The 22,838-nt window shown below is 68.1% G+C and carries 21 protein-coding genes; 6 read left to right on the forward strand and 15 right to left on the reverse strand.

Going from position 1 to position 22,838, the window contains the following annotated elements:
- The first annotated feature begins 532 nt into the window (after positions 1 to 532).
- From AB0C16_RS31970 to AB0C16_RS31980, 3 genes are all read left to right on the forward strand, one after another.
- On the forward strand, positions 533 to 1,105 hold the full coding sequence (locus AB0C16_RS31970; RefSeq protein ID WP_357688376.1) for a hypothetical protein: 573 nt from the start codon (positions 533 to 535) through the stop codon (positions 1,103 to 1,105).
- Positions 1,102 to 2,073, forward strand: a complete 972-nt coding sequence (locus AB0C16_RS31975) for a hypothetical protein (RefSeq protein ID WP_357688378.1) — start codon at positions 1,102 to 1,104, stop codon at positions 2,071 to 2,073. Before AB0C16_RS31970 ends, AB0C16_RS31975 begins: the two co-directional genes overlap by 4 nt.
- A gap of 388 nt (positions 2,074 to 2,461) precedes the next feature.
- A complete protein-coding gene (locus tag AB0C16_RS31980) occupies positions 2,462 to 3,841 on the forward strand; it encodes a recombinase family protein (protein WP_357688380.1) in 1,380 nt (459 codons plus the stop codon).
- Here AB0C16_RS31980 and AB0C16_RS31985 read toward each other — a convergent pair.
- Positions 3,803 to 4,417 carry a histidine phosphatase family protein gene (locus AB0C16_RS31985; protein ID WP_357688382.1) on the reverse strand — a complete coding sequence of 205 codons (615 nt, stop codon included), beginning with the start codon at positions 4,415 to 4,417 and terminating at the stop codon, positions 3,803 to 3,805. The genes AB0C16_RS31980 and AB0C16_RS31985 overlap by 39 nt on opposite strands.
- A 235-nt stretch (positions 4,418 to 4,652) precedes the next feature.
- Positions 4,653 to 5,987 (reverse strand): PEP/pyruvate-binding domain-containing protein, encoded by a 1,335-nt coding sequence (locus AB0C16_RS31990; RefSeq protein WP_357688384.1) that lies wholly within the window; start codon positions 5,985 to 5,987, stop codon positions 4,653 to 4,655.
- Between AB0C16_RS31990 and AB0C16_RS31995 the strand changes: the two genes are divergently transcribed.
- Positions 5,961 to 6,356 carry a DNA-binding protein gene (locus AB0C16_RS31995; protein WP_357688386.1) on the forward strand — a complete coding sequence of 132 codons (396 nt, stop codon included), beginning with the start codon at positions 5,961 to 5,963 and terminating at the stop codon, positions 6,354 to 6,356. The genes AB0C16_RS31990 and AB0C16_RS31995 overlap by 27 nt on opposite strands.
- Positions 6,353 to 6,988, forward strand: a complete 636-nt coding sequence (locus tag AB0C16_RS32000) for a transcriptional regulator (protein WP_357688388.1) — start codon at positions 6,353 to 6,355, stop codon at positions 6,986 to 6,988. Before AB0C16_RS31995 ends, AB0C16_RS32000 begins: the two co-directional genes overlap by 4 nt.
- A gap of 265 nt (positions 6,989 to 7,253) precedes the next feature.
- Here the strand turns inward: AB0C16_RS32000 and AB0C16_RS32005 are convergent, their stop codons facing one another.
- Both AB0C16_RS32005 and msrA read right to left on the reverse strand, forming a co-directional pair.
- Positions 7,254 to 7,757, reverse strand: a complete 504-nt coding sequence (locus AB0C16_RS32005; RefSeq protein WP_357688390.1) for a hypothetical protein — start codon at positions 7,755 to 7,757, stop codon at positions 7,254 to 7,256.
- 83 nt (positions 7,758 to 7,840) lie between these two features.
- Positions 7,841 to 8,530 carry a peptide-methionine (S)-S-oxide reductase MsrA gene (msrA, locus tag AB0C16_RS32010; protein WP_357688392.1) on the reverse strand — a complete coding sequence of 230 codons (690 nt, stop codon included), beginning with the start codon at positions 8,528 to 8,530 and terminating at the stop codon, positions 7,841 to 7,843.
- Positions 8,531 to 8,651: 121 nt separating this feature from the next.
- On the opposite strand from msrA, the gene rarD reads away from it, so the two are divergent.
- Complete coding sequence (gene rarD / locus AB0C16_RS32015; RefSeq protein ID WP_357688394.1) at positions 8,652 to 9,575, forward strand: EamA family transporter RarD; 924 nt, start codon at positions 8,652 to 8,654, stop codon at positions 9,573 to 9,575.
- Here the strand turns inward: rarD and AB0C16_RS32020 are convergent.
- The 11 genes from AB0C16_RS32020 to nuoE form a co-directional block, all read right to left on the reverse strand.
- On the reverse strand, positions 9,543 to 10,532 hold the full coding sequence (locus tag AB0C16_RS32020) for a polyprenyl synthetase family protein (protein WP_357688396.1): 990 nt from the start codon (positions 10,530 to 10,532) through the stop codon (positions 9,543 to 9,545). The two genes, rarD and AB0C16_RS32020, sit on opposite strands and share 33 nt — an antisense overlap.
- A 12-nt stretch (positions 10,533 to 10,544) precedes the next feature.
- Positions 10,545 to 12,131, reverse strand: coding sequence for an NADH-quinone oxidoreductase subunit NuoN (gene nuoN / locus AB0C16_RS32025; RefSeq protein WP_357688398.1), 1,587 nt, complete (start codon positions 12,129 to 12,131; stop codon positions 10,545 to 10,547).
- Positions 12,128 to 13,693, reverse strand: coding sequence for an NADH-quinone oxidoreductase subunit M (locus tag AB0C16_RS32030; RefSeq protein ID WP_357688400.1), 1,566 nt, complete (start codon positions 13,691 to 13,693; stop codon positions 12,128 to 12,130). Before AB0C16_RS32030 ends, nuoN begins: the two co-directional genes overlap by 4 nt.
- Complete coding sequence (gene nuoL, locus AB0C16_RS32035; RefSeq protein ID WP_357688546.1) at positions 13,693 to 15,537, reverse strand: NADH-quinone oxidoreductase subunit L; 1,845 nt, start codon at positions 15,535 to 15,537, stop codon at positions 13,693 to 13,695. The genes AB0C16_RS32030 and nuoL overlap by 1 nt, the downstream gene beginning before the upstream one ends.
- Positions 15,538 to 15,610: 73 nt before the next feature.
- Positions 15,611 to 15,907: an NADH-quinone oxidoreductase subunit NuoK gene (nuoK, locus tag AB0C16_RS32040; RefSeq protein WP_189124928.1), complete on the reverse strand. Its 297-nt coding sequence runs from the start codon at positions 15,905 to 15,907 to the stop codon at positions 15,611 to 15,613.
- A complete protein-coding gene (locus tag AB0C16_RS32045) occupies positions 15,904 to 16,662 on the reverse strand; it encodes an NADH-quinone oxidoreductase subunit J (RefSeq protein WP_357688402.1) in 759 nt (252 codons plus the stop codon). Before AB0C16_RS32045 ends, nuoK begins: the two co-directional genes overlap by 4 nt.
- Complete coding sequence (gene nuoI, locus AB0C16_RS32050; protein WP_357688404.1) at positions 16,655 to 17,170, reverse strand: NADH-quinone oxidoreductase subunit NuoI; 516 nt, start codon at positions 17,168 to 17,170, stop codon at positions 16,655 to 16,657. The genes AB0C16_RS32045 and nuoI overlap by 8 nt, the downstream gene beginning before the upstream one ends.
- Positions 17,157 to 18,473 carry an NADH-quinone oxidoreductase subunit NuoH gene (nuoH, locus tag AB0C16_RS32055; RefSeq protein WP_357688406.1) on the reverse strand — a complete coding sequence of 439 codons (1,317 nt, stop codon included), beginning with the start codon at positions 18,471 to 18,473 and terminating at the stop codon, positions 17,157 to 17,159. Before nuoH ends, nuoI begins: the two co-directional genes overlap by 14 nt.
- Complete coding sequence (locus AB0C16_RS32060; protein ID WP_357688408.1) at positions 18,470 to 20,857, reverse strand: NADH-quinone oxidoreductase subunit G; 2,388 nt, start codon at positions 20,855 to 20,857, stop codon at positions 18,470 to 18,472. The genes nuoH and AB0C16_RS32060 overlap by 4 nt, the downstream gene beginning before the upstream one ends.
- The gene (gene nuoF, locus AB0C16_RS32065; protein WP_357688410.1) at positions 20,854 to 22,143 is read right to left on the reverse strand and encodes an NADH-quinone oxidoreductase subunit NuoF; all 1,290 of its coding nucleotides are present in this window, start codon (positions 22,141 to 22,143) and stop codon (positions 20,854 to 20,856) included. The genes AB0C16_RS32060 and nuoF overlap by 4 nt, the downstream gene beginning before the upstream one ends.
- A complete protein-coding gene (gene nuoE, locus AB0C16_RS32070; RefSeq protein ID WP_357688412.1) occupies positions 22,140 to 22,817 on the reverse strand; it encodes an NADH-quinone oxidoreductase subunit NuoE in 678 nt (225 codons plus the stop codon). The genes nuoF and nuoE overlap by 4 nt, the downstream gene beginning before the upstream one ends.
- Positions 22,818 to 22,838 lie beyond the last annotated feature (21 nt).

The following is a 22,838-nucleotide window of genomic DNA, read 5'->3' on the forward strand; positions in this document are numbered from 1 at the left end:
TTCGCCCGCCTCATCGTGCCGGCCGCCAGCGCCGTCGAGCATGTCCTGGCCTGGTCCAGATTCCGGCAAGCCCACCAAACCCGCGCTCTTATCAGCCACTACCGCCGACGAGGCGACTTGTTACCACGCGATCTACGGATGTAGTACAGGTCCGCCGCCCGCGAAAAGACCGGCCGGGCCGCCGGGCGTTCGACATAGCCGCCGAGGGCGACAACGGCTACCGCGGGCCGCACAACGATCATCCCGAGCAGGCGAATCGATCGCCTCGCTGGTGTCCGACCGCGCCGCGATGCGGTAACCACCGCGATACACCCATCACCCGACGAGCTCAAGCCAGCACGTCCCAACCGCTATTTCCCATGAGGCCGTAATGGCCCCGGCGGTCGTCCCGGCCCTTTCTCGCGACGTGGGATCCTCAACGCATGTCCACGATCATGAACGGTATTCCCGATCCTCTACCCGAGTTCTCTGACTGCGGTTGCTCGGACATCTACTACTGTCCGCGAGTCGGTGAGGAGGACGGAAGGCGTTGATGGCCGGTTACGAGGGTGCGTGGGACACCGAATACACCTGGGAGGAGTTCTGGAACGGTCTTTCACCGATATGGCGGCGGGTGTTGTGCGGCTCCGACACCCTCACGCCTCCGCCTGCGGATCCGATTCTGCGACGCCGCCGCCTCACCACCGACTTTGAGTGGGTATGGCACTTCGACCCCATCAGGACGCTACCGAAGGTGACGGAGGCGCTGCTGTGGGACATCAACGGCATGGACCTGGGACCGTTGACGGGCCGGTCGTGGCAGTTGCTCCAGCTGGCCGGCCCTGCCAACGTGGATGTGGCGCAGTTGAGCGGCACCCCTGTTCGTCGGCTTATCCTGTCGAACGTGGACGTGGAGTGCCTGTCCGGCTTGCAGGGCATCGCGGGCCTGGAATCCCTCACTCTGGCGCATGGCGACTTCGGGGTGTTGCCGCCCCTTGATCACCTCGCCGAGCTCGTTTTGTACGCAGATGTTGACATCGATATCGCCGCTGCGCAGAACCCCGGCCTTCGGGTCACCCGCCTTGACGAGCCCTATTTCCCACCCTTCGGCCCCGACGACGTGTGACCGTCGAACTGGAACGGCGGTCGGGGAAGAACTGGACGGGGTCGGGCAGACGAGACTGGAGGTTGTCCTGCTCGGTCATCGTGGGTGTGGACATCACTAGGTCTTTCCCTTTCTCGATCTTCAGCGGCGCGTTCGAGACTTGTGACCTGGTGGGGCCGGTCCCCCATCACGAAGTGGCCGGCCGCGGGGACGATCACGCGTTCCGACGCCGGTTCTCGACGGCGATCCGCGTACCGGCCAGGCTCGCTGAGCTTTCCTGCGGGCAGCCCGTTCGCTGTCTTCACCCCTGCCGCACCGTCGAGGAGTCACCCATGTACCTGCGTGTCGCGATCGCCCTGCAAACCCTGGCCGTCTTCACCGCGCCGATCACCGCCGGACTGCTGCTGTCCTCGCCCGACGGACGAACGTTGCACAGTGTTTCGGCGTACGGGGTGTTCACCGCGGCGGTGTTGCATCTGATCACCGCGATCTCGGTATGGCGGCCGGGCGGCGGCTCGCCCAGGCCCATCCTGTACGCGGTCGCGTTCCTGGGGCTCACGCTGGCCCAGATAGCGCTGGGCATCGCACAGGTGATGACCCTGCACGTCCCGTTGGGCGTGCTGATGTTCGGCATGAGCGTCCTTCAGCTCAGCCAGGTCCTGGCCGACCGCCGCACTCACCTGGTCACCGCAGGTCAGAGGGGTGGCCACGTTCACGCGGCACACCCGATCCATCTTGAACCGGTAGAGAAGTGGTCGCCGGAATCGTCATCCGTGGTGACTCCCGAATCAGATCAACGCCGGCAATGCTCGCCGTGGTGCATCGCCCACTCGTCGGTGTCTCGATGGCAATCCAGCCCCACGGCTGCGAACAGGTCGCGAGAACTTCCATCGGAGCGGATACCGAGCCTCGCCAAGGCGGCGTTGACCGGCCAGGCGTCCGCAGGCCCGGCAAGGTCCTCGTCCATGTACGGAGCCATCACAACATGACGTGATTCCCACACAGCAGCGGCCTGACTGCCTGCGCCGCCAAACAGCTCCACTTCGATGTAGGCCACAACGCCGCCGTGCGACCAGCTTCTGAAGAGATCCTCCCCACTGCCCGGGAACTTCCAGAAGATGTCGTCCTGTGGCTTCTCTCCATCGGCCTCGTTGATGACGTCGAACAATTCGTCCGTCAGGGGCAGCATGGCGACGCCGTGCCTCAGGGCCACGACCCTCGCCTCAGCGAACGGCTCTGCTGACGAGCGTAGTAAGGCATGGCCACCGAGAATCGCCTCAAGCCGATAACCCACGACGGCCGAGCTTAGTCCCCCGCAGGCGCGACGCCCACCGGGCAAGAGACCCCGGTCCCCACCAACGTGTATCTATGTGACCCATGCGCAGAGCTGCGATCTACTGCCGGATCAGCCAGGACCGCGAGGGCGCAGGACTGGGCGTCGCCCGCCAAGAAGCCGACTGCCGAGCCCTGGTCGAGCGCAAAGGGTGGACCGTGGTGGACGTCTACCCCGACAACGACGTCAGCGCCTATTCCGGAGCCCCACGCCCCGCCTGGAAACGACTGCTGGCCGACATCGAAGACGGAACCGTTGACGCCATCGTCTGCTGGCACGTCGACCGATTGACCCGTTCCCCGCGTGAGCTGGAAGACGTGATCGACCTGGCCGACCGGCGCGGCGTTGAGCTGGCCACCGTCACCGGGGAGATCGACCTCGCCACCCCGACCGGACGCCTGATCGCCCGGATGCTCGGAGCCGCCGCCCGGCATGAAGCCGAGCACAAGGCCGAACGGCAGAAACGTCAGCGCCGCCAAAGTGCCGAGGCGGGCAAGGTCTCCGGCGGAGGGATGCGCCCGTACGGCTACGCCGAGGACCGCGTCACGGTCATCGACGAGGAAGCTGAGGTGATCCGGGAGGCCGCTCGGCGGTTGCTCGCCGGAGAGTCGCTGTCGAGCGTGTGTCGAGACTTCCGAAAGCGTGAGATCACGACTCCTGCTGGAGGTCAGTGGATCCCGACGACATTGCGCCGGCTACTGGCCTCGGCGCGGATCAGCGGACGACGCGAGCACACGCCTCGCAGCGCAGCGGAGACCACACGTCCGCTGCTGGGCGAGATCGTGGCCGATGCCGTCTGGCCCGCCATCATCAGCGCCACCGACTCCGACCGGCTACGCACCTTGTTGAGCAATCCGGGCCGTGACTTCCGCGCCCAGGCCGCCACCGGACGCACCTATCTGCTGTCCGGAATCCTGCGGTGCGGGCGATGCGGCTGGCGGATGAACGGACGCCCCCGCTCCGGCGTACCGCGCTACGTCTGTCCGAACGTGCCCGGCACCGCGGCCTGCGGCGGAGTGGCCACCAACGCCGCCCGCACTGATGAGTACGTGCGGGACATGGTGCTGACCGCACTCGACTCCCCCGAGCTGGCCAAGCGGGTACGGCACCAGGCCGGAGACGATGACGGCTTGGCCGAGGAGGTACGGGCGGACGAAGAACAGTTGGAAGAGCTGGCCCAGGCATGGGCGGCGAGGGAGATCAGCCGCAAGGAGTGGATGGCCGCCCGCGCCCCAATCGACGCGCGATTGGAGAAGTCCCGCGCCCAGTTGGCCCGCATGTCGCGCACGTCCCCACTGCTGGGCTTCATCGGCACGGCCGAGGAAATGCTGGGCCGGTGGGAGGCGATGAGCCCCGGGCCGACCACACATTGCCAAGGAGCTACCTCACGGCCTGACGCCTTCGGGAAACCCGGTCCAGCGTAGGTCGGGCAGGAGGTGGCTCATGTCGTTGAACATCACGATCGTGGGCGGCAGGCCGTTGTGGTACTCGATGACCGTCAGCGCGGTGTTGGCGCTGTTCAACCCGAGCCACCGGGATGGCGGCGCGTCCAGTGCGTGCCGTACCAGCCACGCGATCGGGTAGGCGTGCGTCACCAGGACCTCATATGTGTCGGGCTGGGTCCCTTTCGTGGTTGTGTCGGGGACCTTCGCGAACCGGGCGACCAGGGCCTCGGCGAGCCTCTGGCCCGAGGCTGCCTCGGTTTCGTCGTAGCCGTCGAAGAAGCCGGCCCAGGACGGGGGCGTTTCGGCCGCGCTGGGAACGTAGGGCACGTGGTCGACGAGTTCGGCGGCCTCGGTTACGGGCACGTTCGGTAGATGACGGACGAGTTCGTGCGCGCTTGCTACGGCGCGTGGTAGCGGAGAGTGCCATACGGCGTCGACCGGTACGCCGGCGAGCCGTTCGCCCAGCAGACCTGCCTGCCGGCGCCCGATGTCGGTGAGTTCCCCAAACGCGTCGGCCGCGCCGTGGCGTGCTAGGTAGAGGTGTCGAGTTGTCATGCGTAGTTAGGGGCGGGGTCCGTGCGGGCCTGTTTCCCGTCTCCTTTCGATCGGTACGTGTGGGTTCGGCGGCGGGATGCTTGGGTGGGGTCGGCTTGGTGGTGCGCGGCCGGGCGGCGCGATCATCGTCAGCGAACGAGGCGGGGTTCGTGCCGTTGCGGCTGCCGGCACTGTTGCCACGTCGGCGGCGTGCGACTTCTGGCGATGACTCCCGGCCGGGGACGGAAGTGATCAGTCACGCGTTGATCGCCGTGACGGTGCCGGTGGTGCCGTCGATGGTGATGATGGTGTCGTCGCGGAGCCTGCTCGTCACGTTCGGGATGCCGAGGACGGCGGGGATGGCGTGCTCTCGAGCGACGATCGCGGCGTGGGAGAGCACGCCTCCGGTTTCGGTGACGACGCCGGCGGCCATGCGCAGCAGCGGCGTCCAAGCGGGGTCGGTGAAGGGGCAGACGAGGATGTCGCCCGGGTGCACGCGCGCGAAGTCGCCGAGACCACGGACGATCCTCGCGGTGCCGGTCACGGTCCCATGGCTGCCTGGTGTTCCGGCGAGTGTGGCGGCTGGGGTGTCCGAGGCGCCGGAAGGCGATATCGGTGGTGGGGGTGCGGCGGTGACCGGTCGTGCTTGCAGAACCCAGATGCGGCCGTCGGCGATCGCCCACTCGATGTCCTGCGGTCCACCGAGTACGGCAGCAATCTGTTTGCCCAGCTTGGCCAGCTGCATGGCGGTCGCGTCATCGACCGTCGGTTGGTCCCGGGTAGCGGTGGGCACGTCGCGGATGACGAGCTGCGTGCCGCGCCGGTCAAGGCGCTTCTGTTTGTCTGCGACGGTGCGGGTGACCGACCCGTCCTCGGCGACGCAGTAGGCGTCAGGGGTGACCTTGCCCTCGACGATGCTGGGGCCGAGGCCCCAGGACGCCTCGATCCGGGTGGCGTCGTTCGGGTCCGCGGGGGTGAACATGACCCCGGATACCTCGGCGTCCAGATGGCGTTGGACGATGACGGCCATCACAAGATCGTCGGACGGTTGGTCGTCGCGGCCGGAGGTAGCCCGGTAGTCGATGGCACGCGGGGAGAACAGCGAGGCCCAGCAGGCACGTACGGCATCGGCGACCTCGCTGACTCCGTGTACAGCGAGGAAGCTCTCGTGCTGACCGGCCGCCGATGCCTGACCGGTGTCTTCATTTGCTGCCGATGATCTTACCGCCACGGGCGGATCGCCGAGCTCGTCGAGTGCGCGTCCCAGCGCATCGATCACGGCGGCGTGGACCGGGCGGGCCTCGATCGCCTGCCGCGCCGCATCAAGATCTTCCGACTCGCCGGCGAACCGCCCGAGGTCCAGGTCGCGGACAGCGGCGAGGTAGGCGGCGAACGAGACGACGAGGCCGTCAGGAACCGGCAGACCCGCGCGGAGCAACACGCCGAGTGCGCCGGCCTTGCCCCCGCAGGTATCGGCGACAGCCTCCATGAGAGGTACGATCATCCATCCCAACCCTTCAACAGAAAATTGACAACAATTTGTTGATTGTGCATCCTGAGACGCATGCAACGCAAGCACGACATCGCTCACAACGTGCACGCTGACCACGCCCAGGCCCAGCGTGAGCAGGACGCACGTGAACGTCTTCTGAGCCTGGGCGCAGATGAGCTCGACGCCCGCCCGTGGCGCCCCTCACCCGCCCCGCCATCGGCGGTCGACCTCGCGCACTTCGCCGTCTGGCGCTGGGCCGACCTTGGCCCGGAGGACATCCTGAGTGCGCTCGCCCTCCTGCCCGCCGCGCGCGCCGAGGTCGAAGGACTCGAAGCCGCCCTGCTGTTCACGGCCCGGAGCGCAGGACTGACCTGGGCGCAGATGGCGCACGCGATGGGGTTCAACTCCCCGCAGGCGTGCCAGCAGCGGTACATGCGCCTGGCAGCGCGACAGGACGCCGACTCGTGACGCGGGACTCTCCGCTCAGCCTCCTGGTCCTGCACGCCGTGCGTATCACCGGGTTCGCAGACACTCCGGTGATCGCTCGTCGGTACGGGCTCGATGGGGCCACGACGAAAGAGGTGCTGCGCCACGCCGAGGCACGTGGCTGGGTTGAGCACACCGCCTTCGCCGGCGCCGGAGGCTGGTCGTTGACCGAACCGGGCCGGGCCGAGAACGAGCGCCGGCTCGCGGCCGAGCTCACACTCGTCGGCGCCGCCGACGAGGTCCGAGACGTCTACCGCAAGTTCCTCCCGCTGAACGCCCTCCTGCTACAAGCCTGCACCGACTGGCAACTCCGGCCCACCGCCGACGATCGGCTCGCCGTCAACGACCACTCCGATCCCGCCTGGGACGCCGGAGTGCTCCATGAGCTCGCCTGCATCGACCGGGCACTCACGCCACTCGCAGACCGGCTCGGTCGCGTCCTCACCCGGTTCCGCGGATACGACACACGATTCACCACAGCCCTGGCGCGCGCCCGAGCCGGGGAGGGCGCCTGGGTCGACCGCACCGACGTGGACTCCTGCCATCGTGTCTGGTTCGAGCTCCACGAAGACCTCATCGCCACGCTCGGCCTCGACCGGCACGCGGAACCCTGACCCGCCATCCCGGCAAACAAGGCGAACAAGGCGAACAACGCCGCACTGTGCCTGGAAGGTGGTAGATCCCCTGCAGCGGACCGGTCTTTTGGCCCGATGTTGTGATAACGCAGTTCCTCGGCGATGGTGAGCAGCTCGGCGGCACCGCGGCCCAGGGCATGACGGCACAACTCGTCCCATCCCTTGACCGCATCACTGGTACCGAACCGGATATCCCATTCGTCATCCGAAGGCGGGACCGTGACCCGGTCGCCACGCTTCGGACTCATGCTGAAACCTCTACCGGCCCGAAGTCGCCACTTGTGGCCTTGCGAGCCTGGGCGTAGTGCGCGGGGTCGGCCTTGATCCGAGCGGTCGCCCGCCAGCCTGCGATGACTTCCTGTGTGGTGACATCGACATCGAGTTCCGCGGCGTCAGAGAGCGCCTCCACCAGTTCGAGCGTGAAAGCACGCAGTTCGGCGGAGGTGAGGTGGCGAACCCAGGGGAAGACCTCGGGCATGGCGATGACCAGCGCGCGGGCGGTCGGATCGTGCTTGATGAGGACGAGGAACAGACGGGATGCCGTAGCCAGTGTCTGCCCGCGCTGATCCTCACGGTCGGCGGCGGTCAGGTAGAAGTCCGGGGCATCGCGGTGGGTGACGCGTACCCGGCCGATCTCAGCGCGAAAAACAGTCATGAATCGTGCAGCAGCCCTTAGAAGGTCGCCCTGAATCAGTTCCCAGCTCGATGAAGGAGCAACGGCGAGGCCATGCAGACGGACACGGCTCACGACCAGGAAGGCAGAGGCCAGCCCCACAATCGGGTACGGCTCAGCCCAGAAGCCGGGCGCGAGCCGTACCGGTGAAGTCGGCGCTACTCCTCGGTCGAGACCAGGCCCGTCTGGCAGGCGGCCCACTCGGATGGGTCACCTAGCTTGACGTTGGTGCCCCCAATCCCGCAGTAGCCGTTTTTGTTGTGGTGAAGATACTGCTGGTGATAGTCCTCGGCGAAGTAGAAGGGGCCCGCGGGGGCGATCTCCGTGGAGATCTCGCCGTAGCCGGCCTCCTTGAGAACCGACTGGTACGCGTCGCGCGAGACCGTGGCCGCCTTCTGCTGCTCCGGGGAGTGGTAATAGATGGCCGAACGGTATTGGGTGCCGACGTCGTTGCCCTGGCGCATGCCCTGCGTGGGGTCGTGGGACTCCCAGAAGATCCTGAGGAGCTCCTCGTACGAGATCTTCGACGGGTCGAAGACGACCCGCACCACCTCGGCGTGGCCGGTCTGGCTGCTGCAGACCTCTTCGTAGGTCGGGTTGGGCGTGTAGCCGCCCTGGTAGCCGGCCGCGGTGGTCACGACGCCGGGCGTCTGCCAGAACTTCCGCTCGGCGCCCCAGAAGCAGCCCAGCCCGAAGTCGGCGATCTCCACACCCGAGGGATAGGGCGGGGCGAGAGGGGCGTCCAGGACCGCGTGCCGCGCCGGGACCGACATGGCCGTGGCGCGCCCCGCCAGGGCGTCCTCCGGTCGAACCATCGATGTCTTGTTGCCGCCGAACAGCCACCCCATGGTGCCACCTCCGTAGCCTCTGTTCACCATACCTAAGCCGCAACCTTTAAGGGTGGCTAAATAATCCCGTATAGCGATACGCATTTGTGTTTAAGCATGGTAATGCCCGAAACTCTAGTACATGCCTGACCTTCGACGCGGTGTCCTGTTCGGGGTCGCCGCCTACACCATGTGGGGACTGTTCCCCCTGTACTGGCCGCTGCTCAAACCCTCCGGGCCCATCGAGATCCTGGCGCACCGGATCGCGTGGTCGCTGGTGGCGGTCGTCGTGGTGCTGGCCGTGCGAAGGCACTGGTCATGGTTCAAGGCGCTAGTCCGGCAGCCGAGGAAGCTCGGGTTGCTGGCGCTGGCGGCGGCGATCATCACCGTCAACTGGGGCGTCTACATCTACGCGGTCAACAGCGATCACGTGGTGGAAGGCGCGCTCGGATACTTCATCAATCCGCTGGTCAGCGTGCTGTTCGGGGTGGTGTTGCTGCGGGAACGGCTGCGGGCGCTGCAGTGGGCCGCCGTGGGGTTCGGCGCGCTGGCCGTGGTGGCGCTCACGATCGACTACGGGCGGCTGCCCTGGATCGCGCTCACGCTGGCCGTCAGCTTCGGGGTGTACGGGCTGGTCAAGAAACAAGCGAACGTGGGGGCGGCCGAGAGCCTCACCGTCGAGACGCTGGTGCTGCTGGCGCCCGCCCTGGGCTACCTGGTCTATCTGGAGGGCGCGGGGCAGGCGACGTTCGGCCACGAGGGTACGGGACACGTGCTCCTCATGGCGGGAGCGGGCGTGATCACCGCGATCCCGCTGCTGTGCTTCACCGCGTCGGCGATCAGGATGCCGCTCAGCACGCTCGGGCTGCTGCAGTACATCGCGCCGGTCCTGCAGCTCCTGTGCGGGGTGCTGGTCGTGAAGGAGACGATGCCGGCCAGCCGGTGGATCGGCTTCTCGATCGTCTGGCTGGCCCTGGCGATCTTCACCTACGACGGCATCCGTACGGCTCGCAGCACCGCCCGGGTCAGGAAATCAGCCCGAACGCTCGACCACGTAGTCACATAGCGTCAAAAATGCTGTCTTGGCTGGGATGTCGGGAAGGCCGGAGATGTCGAGACGGGCCCGGTCCACCCAGGCGGTCAGCTCGGCCCTGGCCTGCTCCATCGCCGGGTGCGCGCGCAGCAGCGTCAGCGCCTCCTCGATGTCCTCCTCGCCCACCGGACCCGACAGCAGCCGGCCCAGCCGCGACTCCGGATCCGAGCCGAGCACGTACAGGACCGGCAGCGTGCGGATGCCCTCGCGCAGGTCGGTGCCGGGCGTCTTGCCCGACTGCCTGGATGTGGACGCCACGTCCAGGAGGTCGTCGCCGAGCTGCCAGGCCACCCCGATCGCCTCGCACGCCCTGCTGAGCCGTTCCTCGACGTCCGCGGGCGCCCCGGACAGCAGCGCGCCGAACCTGCCCGAGGCGGCGATCAGCGAGCCCGTCTTGTCGGCCAGCACGTTGATGTAGTGGGTCACCGGGTCCTCGTCATCGTGCGGTCCCACGGTCTCGCGGATCTGCCCCTGCACGAGGCGGGAGAACGTCTGGGCCTGGATGCGGATCAGCTCCGGCCCGAGGTCGGCCAGGAGGTCGGAGGCCTGGGCGAACAGGTAGTCGCCGGTGAGGATGGCCACGGTGTTGTCCCACCGGGCGTTGGCCGACGGCGAGCCCCGGCGCACCGGAGCCTCGTCCATGACGTCGTCGTGGTAGAGCGACCCGAGATGGGTCAGCTCGATGACCACGGCGCCGGACACGACGCCCGGCGCCGACGCGTCGCCGAACTGGGCGGCCAGCAACACCATCAGCGTGCGGAACCGCTTGCCACCGGCCTCGATGAGGTGCTTGGACGCCTCCGTGACGAAGGCGTCCTCGCTCTCCACCGACGAGCGCAGCAGCTTCTCGACCGCGGCCAGCCCGTTGGCCACGTCCTGCGCCAACCGCGCGTCCTCAATGGGAAGGTCAACAACGGGAGGCGCAGACATACGAAGTCCCCTTTATCTGATGAACAGGCCGGATGCCGCCTGGTTGGCGAGGTCGAGCATGGGCTGCGGGAAGAGCCCCACTCCTACCGTAACCAGCATCGCGACGGAGATGACGGCCACGGTCCCCGTACTCGGCACAGCGATCGTCGGACCGTCCGCCGCCGCCTCGCTGAAGAACATCAGCACGATGACACGGACATAGAAGAACGCGGCGATCGCCGAGGCGATGACACCCAGCACGACCAGGCCGACCATCCATCCGCCCAGCGAGTCGCCTATCTCCGCTCCGCTGCCGAGCGCCGCCGTGAACACGGCGTACTTTCCGAAGAAGCCGCTCGTCAACGGGATGCCGGCGAAGGCCAGCAGGAAGAAGGCGAAGATCCCGGCCAGCAGCGGCGACCGCTTGCCCAGCCCGGCCCAGCGCGACAGGTGCCACGCCTCACCGCCGGGATCGCGGACCATCGTCACGACGGCGAACGCGCCCACGGTCGTGAAGCCGTAGACCACCAGGTAGAACAGGATCGCCGAGAGCGAGCCCGCGTTACCGGCCGCCTTGTCGAACGTGGCCATGACGCCGATGAGCAGGAAGCCGGCGTGCGCGATCGACGAGTAGGCGAGCATCCGCTTGATGTCGGTCTGCGTGATCGCCAGGATCGCGCCCACCAGCATCGTCAGGGCGGCGACGGCCCACATGACCGGGCGCCACTCCCAGTCGAGGTTGCCCAGCCCCACCCAGAACACCCGCAGCAGCGCGCCCACGGCGGCGACCAGCGTGCCGGAGGCCATCAGCGCGGTGACGGGCGTCGGGGCGCCCTGGTAGACGTCCGGCTTCCATGCCTGGAACGGCGCGGCGCCGATCTTGAACAGCAGTCCCACGCCGAGCAGCGCCATGCCGATCAGCAGCAGCGGGTCGAGCAGCACGCCGGCGGCCAGCGCCCTGTTGATGCCGGGCAGCGACACCGTCCCGGCATAGCCGTAGATCATGGCCATGCCGTACAGGAAGAACGCCGAGGAGAACGCGCCGAGCAGGAAGTACTTCATCGACGCCTCCTGCGAGAGCAGGCGGCGACGGCGGGCCAGGCCGCACAGGAGGTACAGCGGCAGCGACATGACCTCGAGGCCGACGAACATGGTCAGCAGGTCGTGGGCGGCGGGGAAGAGCATCATGCCGCCGACCGCGAAGAGCACCAGAGGGTAGACCTCGGTGTGCCCGCCGCCCACGGACTCGGCCTCCTCCTCGTCGGCGCTGCCGGGCACGGCCGCCGCCGAGGCGACGAAGTGGCCCTCGTCGTTGATCAGCAGCACGCACACGAACGACAGGACGAGGATGACGCCCCAGATGAACAGCGACGGCCCGTCGACCGCGACCGCGCCCATGGCGGCCGCCGTGGTGGGCAGGTCGCCCTTCATCACCTGCACCAGCACCAGCGCGAACGCCCCGGCGAGGGAGAGCAGGGTGAGCGGCACGTGGATCGACTTGCGCAGGTAGCGAGGCGCGAACGCCTCCACGAGCACACCGATCACGGCCGCACCGAAGACCAGCAACAGCGGCGCCAGCAGGCCGTACTCGATCGTCGGCGCCTCGATGGCTGCGTTCACTGGCCGGCTCCCTTCTCAGCGATAGCCGGGTTGTTCACTTGTACGTTGACCAGCGTGTGGGTCACCGCGGGGTTGATCACGTCGAGCAGCGGCTTGGGGTAGAACCCGAATCCGATGATCAGCGCGACCAGCGGCGCCAGCACGAAGATCTCACGCACGTTGAGGTCCTTGAAGGCCTTGACCGGCTCGGCGGTCGGCCCGTTCAGAGTCCGCTGCACCATCCACAGGATGTAGACGGCGGCCAGGATCACGGCCAGCGCCGAGACGATCGCGGCCACGGTCAGCGCGCCCGACCCGAAGGCCACGCTCGAGTAGGCGCCGATCATGACCATGAACTCGCTGACGAAGGACGAGAGCCCGGGCAGCGACAGTCCGGCCAGGCCGGCGATCAGGAAGAAGCCCGCCAGCAGCGGGGCGACCTTCTGGGTGCCTCCGTAGTCGGCGATGTGCGGCGAGCCGCGCCTGGAGATGAGGAACCCGGCGGCCAGGAAGAGCGCGCCGGTGGCGAAGCCGTGGTTGACCATGTAGAGGGCGGCGCCCGCCTGGGCGACCTGCGACATGGCGAACACGCCCAGCACGATGAAGCCGAAGTGGGAGATCGACGTGTAGGCGATCAGGCGCTTCATGTCGCTCTGCCCGATGGCCACGATCGCGCCGTAGATGATGCTGATGACCGCCAGCACCACGATCGGCATGGTGAACGCCTTGGCCGCGTCGGGGAACAACTCCAGGCAGAAGCGGAGCATCCCGAACGTGCCCACCTTGTCGAGCACGCCCACGAGCAGCACGGCGGCGCCGGCCGGAGCCTGCGCGGCCGCGTCGGGCAGCCAGGTGTGCACCGGCCAGAGCGGCGCCTTGATGGCGAAGGCGATGAAGAACCCGGCGAACAGCCACTTCTGCGTGGCCGGATCCTGGATGACCCCGACGAGCTCGGGGAACATGAACGTGCCCTTGCCCGCGACCACGTAGAGGCCGATCACCGCGACCAGCATGAGCAGGCCGCCGAACAGCGAGTAGAGCAGGAACTTCACGGCCGCGTAGGACCGCTGGGCGCCGCCGTACGACCCGATCATGAAGTACATCGGGATCAGCATGGCTTCGAAGAACACGTAGAAGAGGAAGATGTCGGTTGCCGCGAAGACGCCGATCATCATCGCCTCGAGCACGAGCAGCAGCGAGAAGTACGTCTTGACCGACCGCTTCGGCGTGATCAGCGTGCCGTCGGCGGTCCTGACCCCGTCGGCGTCGTGCCACGAGGCCAGCACCACGATCGGCACCAGCACCGCCGACAGCGCGATCAGGACGAGCGCGATGCCGTCGACGCCGACCCCGAAGTGCACCCCGAAGCTCGGGATCCAGTCGTAGACCGCCTCGAACTTGAACCGGTCACCGCTCGCGGACGGGAACTGGAACGCCATGACGAGAGTCAGCACCAGGACGACCAGCGACACCGCCAGCGTGACCTGCTTGGCCAGTTTGTCGCCGCCCTTGGGAAGCAGCGCCACCACGATGGCGCCCAGCACGGGCACCACCATGAGGATCGGAAGCCAGAGTGACGACATCAGATGTTCCCAACGAGGAGCAGGGCGCCTGTCAGCAGTGCGGCGCCGATCAGGATGGACAGCGCGTACGTTCTGGCGAAGCCCGTCTGGATCCGCCGCAGGCGGCCCGAGGTCCCGCCGATGCCCGCGGCCAGGCCGTTGACCACCCCGTCGATACCGCGGTTGTCGAAGAACACCGCGATCCGGGTCAGCCACTGGCCGGGACGCATGATCAGCGACTCGTTGAGCGCGTCGCCGTACAGGTCACGCCGGGCGAACGTGGTGAGGAACGAGCCGCGCGGAGCCGCGACGGGCACCTCGGCCCGGCCGTACCTGACCCACGCGAAGCCCGCGCCCACGGCCACCAGCGCCAGCGTCGCCAGGCCGGGGACGCTCGCGAAGTGGAACGTCGGCAGCACCGCGGGCAGCCCGACCGCCGGAGCGAGGAACTTCATGAGCGTGTTGCTCAGAATCAGGTAGCCGCCCAGGAAGACCGAGCCGATCGACAGGACGATCAGCGGCCAGGTCATGACCGACGGCGACTCGTGCGGGTGGGCGTCGGCGTCCCAGCGCTTCTCGCCGAAGAAGGTCATGAAGACCATCCGCGACATGTAGAAGCCGGTGACGCCGGCGCCGAGCACGGCCAGCCAGCCCAGGACGGGCTGGTGGTGCACCGCGGTCTCGATGATGCCGTCCTTGGTGAAGTAGCCGGACAGCAGCGGGAAGCCGATGATCGCCAGGTAGCCGACGACGAACGTGACGAAGGTGATCGGCATGTACTTGCGGAGACCGCCGTACTTGCGCATGTTCACCTCGTCGTTCATGCCGTGCATGACCGAGCCGGCGCCGAGGAACAGGTCGGCCTTGAAGAAGCCGTGCGTGATCAGGTGGCCGATCGCGAACGCGTAGCCCGCGGGGCCGAGACCGGCGCCGAGCATCATGTAGCCGATCTGCGACATCGTCGAGCCGGCCAGGCCCTTCTTGATGTCGTCCTTCGCGCAACCGATGATCGCACCGGCGAGCAGCGTGGCCGCGCCGACGATGGCGACGGCGAGTGCCGCGGCCGAGCCCTCGGGGAAGAAGAACGCGCCCGAGCGGACCACCAGGTAGACGCCGGCGGTGACCATGGTCGCGGCGTGGATGAGGGCGGAGACCGGGGTCGGGCCCTCCATCGCGTCGAGCAGCCAGGACTGCAGCGGCAGCTGGGCCGACTTGCCGCACGCGCCGAGGAGCAGCAGCAGGCCGATGGCCAGCGTGGTGCCGTTCTGGACGCCGTCGACCTTGGCGCCCAGGTCGCCGAAGGCGAGGGTGCCGAACGAGGTCCAGATGATGAACATGCCGACCAGCAGCCCGAAGTCGCCGACCCGGTTGACGATGAACGCCTTCTTGGCGGCGACCGCGGCCGACGGCTTGAACTGCCAGAACCCGATCAGCAGGTAGGAGGCCAGACCCACGCCCTCCCAGCCGATGAACAGTGCGACGTAGTTGTCGGCCAGCACCAGCAGGAGCATCGCGGCGACGAACAGGTTGAGGTAGGCGAAGAACCTGCGCCGCTCGGGGTCGTGCGCCATGTAGCCGATCGAGTAGATGTGGATCAGTGATCCGACACCGGTGATCAGCAGCGCGAAGCTGATCGACAGCGGGTCGATGAGCAACCCCATGTCGACCATGCCGGGTATGAACTCATACAGATGTACGGCTAGCCGGCGCTGCTCGGCCGGTAGGCCGATCAGCGCGAAGAAGCCCAGCACCGCCACGACGAACGAGGCGAGGGACATGGCCACGCCCAGCAGATGGCCCCACCGGTTGGTCTTCCGCCCCAGGACGAGCAGGATCGCCGCGCCCAGCAGGGGGAACGCGATCATGAGCCATGAGGCCCCGATCACGCCACCGGCGGTGTGCTGGACGATCTCAACAGGAGATTCCACCAGTCACCTCTTAGTACTTCAGCAGGTTGGCGTCGTCCACGGACGCCGACCTGCGGGTTCGGAAGATCGTCACGATGATGGCCAGGCCTACCACGACCTCGGCCGCGGCCACCACCATCACGAAGAACGCGATGATCTGGCCTTCGAGATTGCCGACTTGCCGGGCGAAGGTGACGAACGCGAGGTTGCAGGCGTTGAGCATGAGCTCGACGCACATGAACACCACGATCGCGTTGCGCCGGATCAGCACGCCCATCGCGCCGATGGCGAACAGCAGGCCCGACAGGATGAGGTATTGGGTGGTCACTTGGACTCCTCCTCAGCCGAGTGCTTGATGGCCTCGGCCAGCTCGGGGTCCTCGGGGAGGTGGCCCTGCTCGACGTCGAAGCGCGCGATGTAACGGTTGACCGAGGACTCCGCGACCGTGCCGTCGGGCAGCCGGGCCGGCATGTCGATGGCGTTGTTGCGGGCGTACGTGCCGGGGCCGGGCAGCGGCGAGGGCCGGCCGCCGGCGAACCGGGCGCGCGAGAGGTCCTTCTGGGTGACCTTCTCGGTCAGCCGCTCGCGGTGTGCCAGCACCATCGCGCCGAGCGCGGCGGTGATCAGCAGGGCGGAGGTGACCTCGAACGCGAACACGTACTTGGTGAAGAGCAGCAACGCGATCGAGCGGATGTAGCCGCCCTGTTGCGTGGCCGCGGCCAGCCCCGTCGGCTCGGCGAAGACCACGTTGCCGACGGCCAGCACGATCAGCGCCGCGAAGCCGATGCCGGCGATCGCGGCCCAGAAGCGCTGCCCCCGCAGGGTCTCGACGAGCGAGTCGGTGGAGTCGACGCCGACCAGCATGAGCACGAACAGGAAGAGCATCATGACGGCGCCGGTGTAGACGATGATCTGCACCGCGGCCAGGAAGGGCGCGTCCTGGACGGCGTACATGACCGCCAGGCAGAGCATCACGGTGCCGAGCATCAGCGCCGAGTAGACGGCCTTCCGGTTGAAGACCATGCCGAGCGCGGCGCCGACTGACACGACGGCGAGCACCCAGAACGTGATGGCCTCACCCATTGGTCCGTCCCAGCCGGTAGTAGTCCTCTTCGGTCTCGCCGAGCCGCATGGGGTGAGGAGGCTGCTCCATGCCCTGCGTCAACGGGGCGAGGAGCATCTCCTTGGTGTAGATGAGGCCCTCGCGGTTGGTGTCGGCGAGCTCGTACTCGTTGGTCATGGTGAGCGCCCGGGTCGGGCACGCCTCGATGCAGAGGCCGCAGAGGATGCACCGCAGATAGTTGATCTGGTAGGTGCGGCCGTAGCGCTCGCCCGGCGAGAAGCGTTCCTCGTCGGTGTTGTCGGCGCCTTCCACGAAGATCGCGTCGGCGGGACACGCCCAGGCGCACAGCTCGCAGCCGATGCACTTCTCCAGCCCGTCAGGCCAGCGGTTGAGCTGGTGACGCCCGTGGAAGCGCGGGGCCGTGGGCCTCTTCTCCTCGGGGTAGTTGACCGTGACGGGCTTCTTGAACATCGTGTGGAAGGTGACCCCGAAGCCCTTGACGGGGTTCAGCCAATCAGTTAGTCCCACTGGGAATCTCCTTGTGCTGCACCCCGTGGTAGTGCGGCAGATCGAGCGGCGGCACAGGGAAGCCACCTGCCGTCGGCTCGTTGGACAGCTCCTCGAACTCGGCCTCGACCTCGGCCTTCCTCGCTTCCTTGCGCCGCTGGTTGACCGTGTCGAACCTGAGCCAGATCGCGATCGCACCGAACAGGATGAGCACGCCCATTCCGACGACCACGTACAGGTCTCCGGGGAACTGCTCGTTCCAGACGTACATGACGGTCCGGACGGCGGCGACGAGCAGGATCCAGGCCAGGTTGACCGGGATCAGCACCTTCCAGCCGAGGGCCATGAGCTGGTCGTACCGTACCCGTGGCAGGGACGCGCGCACCCACACGATGAAGCAGAAGGTCAGCGCGAACTTGATGAAGAACCACAGGAACGGGAGCCAGCCCTCGTTGGCGCCGTCCCAGAGCGAGATCGGCCAGGGCGCCCGCCAGCCGCCGAGGAAGAGCGTGACCGCGATTCCGGAGGCGACGAACGTGTGCAGGTATTCGCCCATCATGATCAGGGCGAACTTCAGCGACGAGGAGTATTCGGTCTGGAAGCCGCCGACCAGCTCGCCCTCGCCCTCGGGCAGGTCGAACGGGATGCGCGCGGCTTCGCCGAACATGCAGAACACGTAGACGACGAACGACGGCAGCAGCAGCACCGCGAACCAGGTCGGCTCCTGCGCCTTGACGATCTCCGAGGTGGACAGTGTCCCGGCGAACAGGAAGATGCCCACGAACGACAGGCCCATCGCGATCTCGTACGAGACCACCTGGGCCGCCGACCGCAGCCCGCCCAGCAGGGCGTACGGCGAGCGGGACGACCAACCGGCGAGCACCACGCCGTAGACCGAGATGGCGCCCATGGCCAGCATGAACAGCACGGCCACCGGCAGGTCGACGAGCTGCAGCGGCGTCTCGACGCCGAACAGGTTGACCATCGGCCCCATCGGGATGATGGAGAAGGCCAGGAAGGCCGGGATCACCATGATGACGGGCGCCAGCAGATAGAGCACCCTGTCCACGGTCCGCGGGAAGAGGTCCTCCTTGAGGCCCATCTTGATGCCGTCGGCGACTGATTGCAGCAGGCCGAACTTGCCGGCCCGGTTGGGGCCGATCCGGTTCTGCATCCGCGAGATGAGCTTGCGCTCGAACCAGACGCCGAACAGGATGCCCAGCATCAGGAAAGCAAAGATCATCACGGCCTTGATGATGATGATCCAGAGCGGATCCTTGCCGAAGTCGGCAAGGGTCGGATCGGCCGCGAGAACGTGGATCATGAAGCGCTCCCGATCGTGACGATGTCGCCGGCCACCGCGCCGAGATCACGGGTGACCGAGCAGCCGCCCGAGTTGGACGGGACCCAAACCACCCGATCGGGCAGGTCGGCGACCCGGACAGGCAGCGTGACGGGGTTGGGTCCCGGCCCGCCGACGACGACCTTGTCACCGTCGACGACGCCGATCTCCGCCGCCGTGCCCGCCGAGAGTAGCGCCTCGACGGGGCGCGCGGTGCCCGCGAGGTACGGCTCGCCGTCCTGCAGGCGGCCGTCGTCGAGCAGCAGGTGCCAGGTGGACAGCACCGCCTCGCCCTTGCCGGGCGCGGCCTGGGAGCGGGTGGCGGTGCTGGGCGCCGCCACACGGGTGCCGCGCCAGGCGCCGAGCGCGCTCAGCTCACGGCGGGCGGCCGCGGCGTCCGGCAGGCCCAGGTGCACGTCCATCCGGTCGGCGATGGCGCCGAGCGCGGCGAGCTCGCTCTGCAGGCCCGGCACCTTGAACGGCGCCTCGAACGAGCGTCCGCGGCCTTCCCAGTTGACGAACGTGCCGCCCTTCTCCTGGACGGCGGCGACCGGCAGGACCACGTCGGCGCGGTCGGTGACGGCGCTGGCCCGGATCTCGAGGCTGACGATGAACGGCGTGCGCTCCATCGCCTCGAGCGCGGCGGCGGGATCGGCCAGGTCGAAGGGATCGACCCCGGCCACGACCAGCGCGTCGAGCTCGCCTTCGCCGGCCGCCGCGAGGATGCCCGCGGTGTCGAGGCCCGGCGTGGCGGGCAGCGAGCTGACGTTCCAGGCCCTGGCGACCTCGGCCCGGGCGCTCTCGTCGTCGACCGGGCGGCCGATCGGCAGCAGGTTGGGCAGCGCGCCGGCCTCGATCGCGCCCCGCTCACCGGCCCTGCGCGGGATCCAGGCGAGCCTGGCGCCCGACGCGGCGCTGAGTCGTACCAGGGCGGACAGGGCGCCGGGGACGGTGGCGAGCCGCTCGCCGGCGAGCACGATCGTGCCCTCCGCGAGCGAGCCGGCCAGGCCGCCGATCGCGTCGGCCTCGCCGCCCGGCAGGGTGCGGACGAGCGTGCCACCCATCTTGGCCAGGCCGTTGGTGGCGAACGGCGCGATCGCGGTGACCTTGAGCCCCCGCTTCATCCACGCCTTGCGCAGCCGCAGGAAGACGATCGGCGACTCGTCCTCGGGCTCGAACCCGACGAGCAGCACGGCGGGCGCGCTCTCGAGGTCGGTGTAGGAGATGTCGATGCCCCGGCCCGCGACCTCGTGGGCCAGGAACCGCGCCTCCTCGGCGGAGTGCGGCCTGGCGCGGAAGTCGACGTCGTTGCTGCCGAGGGCGATCCTGGCGAACTTGGCGTAGCCGTACGCCTCCTCGACCGTGGCCCGGCCACCGACCAGCACCCCGGCCTTGCCGCGGGCGGCGGCGAGGCCCCGGGCGGCGACGTCGAGCGCCTCGGGCCACGAGGCGGGCACCAGCACGCCCTCCTCGTCACGGACCAGCGGCGTCTGCAGGCGGTCGGGCTGCGTGGCGTAGGTGAACGCCCAGCGGCCCTTGTCGCAGTTCCACTCCTCGTTGACCAGCGGGTCGTTGCCCGCCAGGCGGCGGGTGACCCGGCCGCGCCGGTGGTCGGTGCGCAGTGAGCAGCCGGAGGCGCAGTGCTCGCACGCGCTCGGCGTGGACACCAGGTCGAACGGGCGGGCCCGGAACCGGTAGGCGGCGCCGGTCAGCGCGCCCACCGGGCAGATCTGCACCGTGTTGCCGGAGAAGTAGGACTGGAACGGCTCGCCGTCGGCGATGCCGACCTGCTCCTTGGCGCCCCGCTCGAAGAAGTCGATGAACGGGTCGCCGGCGATCTGATCGGAGAAGCGGATGCACCGCGCGCACTGGATGCAGCGCTCACGGTCGAGCAGCACCTGGGTGGACAGCGGGACGGGCTTGGCGAAGGTGCGCTTCTGCTCCTGGAACCTCGACTCGCCCTGGCCGTTGGACATGGCCTGGTTCTGCAGGGGGCACTCGCCGCCCTTGTCGCAGACCGGGCAGTCGAGCGGGTGGTTGATCAGCAGGAACTCCATGGCCCCCCGCTGCGCCTTCTCGGCGACCGGCGAGGTCAGCTGGGTCTGCACCACCATGCCCTCGGCGACCTCGATCGCGCACGACGGCTGCGGCTTGGGGAAGCCGCGGCCGTTGCCCGCGTCGGGGATGTCGACCAGGCACTGGCGGCAGTTGGCCGCCGGGTCGAGCAGCGGGTGGTCGCAGAACCTGGGGATCTGGATGCCGAGCAGCTCGGCCGCCCTGATGATCAGGGTGCCCTTGGGGACGCTGACCTGGAACCCGTCGATCGTGAGGGTCACCAGGTTGGTCTCTACGGCGGTTGTCGTCACAGGTCACCCCACAGAGTGGACTTCTTCGCGTCGAACGGGCAGCCGCCGACCTCGAAGTGCTTGAGGTACTCGTCGCGGAAGTACTTCACCGAGGAGTGGATCGGGCTCGTCGCGCCGTCGCCGAGGGCGCAGAACGCGCGCCCCAGGATGTTGTCCGCGATGTCGGTGATCGTGGACAGGTCCTCCTCGGTGCCCTGACCCGCCTCCAGGCGCTTGAGCACCAGCTTGAGCCAGTAGGTGCCCTCGCGGCACGGAGTGCACTTGCCGCACGACTCGTGGGCGTAGAACTCCGTCCAGCGCAGCACCGTGCGGACCACGCAGGTGGTCTCGTCGAAGATCTGCAGGGCGCGGGTGCCGAGCATGGAGCCCTTGGCGCCGACCGCCTCGAAGTCGAGCGGCACGTCGAGGTGCTCGGCGGTGAAGATCGGCGTGGACGAGCCGCCCGGGGTCCAGAACTTGATCTCGTGGCCGGCGCGGATCCCGCCCGCCATGTCGAGCAGCTCGCGCAGCGTGATGCCCAGCGGCGCTTCGTACTGGCCCGGCCTGGTGACGTGGCCGCTCAGCGAGAAGATGCCGAAGCCCTTGGACTTCTCGGTGCCCATCGCGGCGAACCAGTCGGCCCCGTTGGCCACGATCGAGGGAACGCTGGCCACGGACTCCACGTTGTTGACCACGGTGGGCGAGGCGTAGAGGCCCGCCACGGCCGGGAAGGGAGGCTTGAGCCGCGGTTGACCCCTGAAGCCCTCCAGCGAGTCGAGCAGCGCCGTCTCCTCGCCGCAGATGTAGGCTCCCGCGCCGCTGTGCACGACCAGGTCGAGGTCGTAGCCGGTGCCGAAGATGTCGGCGCCGAGGTAGCCCTTCTCGTACGCCTCCCGCACGGCCGCGTGCAGCCGGCGGATGACGTGCAGCACCTCGCCCCGCACGTAGATGAAGGCGTGGTTGGCCCGGATCGCGTAGGCCGTGATGAGGACGCCCTCGACCAGCGCGTGCGGGTTGGCCATCATGAGCGGGATGTCCTTGCAGGTGCCCGGCTCCGACTCGTCGGCGTTGACCACGAGATAGTGCGGCTTGCCGTCGCCCTGGGGGATGAAGCCCCACTTCATGCCGGTCGGGAAGCCCGCGCCGCCGCGGCCGCGCAGGCCGGAGTCCTTGACGGCCTGGATGACGGCGTCGGGGTCCATGCCCAGCGCCTTCTTGGCCGCCTCGTAGGGTCCGTAGCCGTCGATGGTGAAGGAGTCGGCCTGGTCCCAGTTGGCGGTCAGGACCGGTGTCAAAGTGGTGCTCATGCCTCGGGGGCCTTCCATCCGTTGGCCTTGGCGACCTTGAGGCCCTCCAGCGAGGCGCCCGCGGCCGACGGGCCGTCGCCCGCCAGGTCGTCGGGCAGCCCGGCGAGCACTCGCGAAGCCTCCTTGAAGGTGCACAGCTTCTTCGGGCCGCGCGTGGGCCGCACGTCCTTGCCGTCGCGCAGGTCGTCGACGAGCTGCTTGGCCGACTCGGGCGTCTGGTTGTCGAAGAACTCCCAGTTGACCATCATGACCGGGGCGAAGTCGCAGGCCGCGTTGCACTCGAGGCGTTCCAGCGAGACCTTGCCGTCGGGCGTGGTCTCGTCGTGGCCCACACCGGCGTGCTCGGTCAGCTCTTCCCAGATCTGGTCGCCGCCCATGACCGCGCAGAGCGCGTTGATGCAGACGCCGACGTGGTAGTCGCCCGCCGGCCTGCGCTTGTACATGGTGTAGAACGTCGAGACCCCGACCACCTCGGCCTTGCTGACGCCGAGCATCTCGGCGCAGAACTCCTGCCCGTCGTCGGAGACGTAGCCGTCCTCCGACTGCACGAGGTGGAGCAGCGGAAGCAGGGCCGACCGCGCCTTCGGGTAGCGGCCGATGATCTCCTTGGCGTCCTGCTCGAGACGCTCACGGACTTCCGGTGAGTATGTCACGCGTCCTCCTCCGTCGGACACGTGACCTGCGTGCTGTGTCCG

This window comes from Nonomuraea sp. NPDC048916, from assembly GCF_040649575.1.
Lineage (GTDB): Bacteria > Actinomycetota > Actinomycetes > Streptosporangiales > Streptosporangiaceae > Nonomuraea.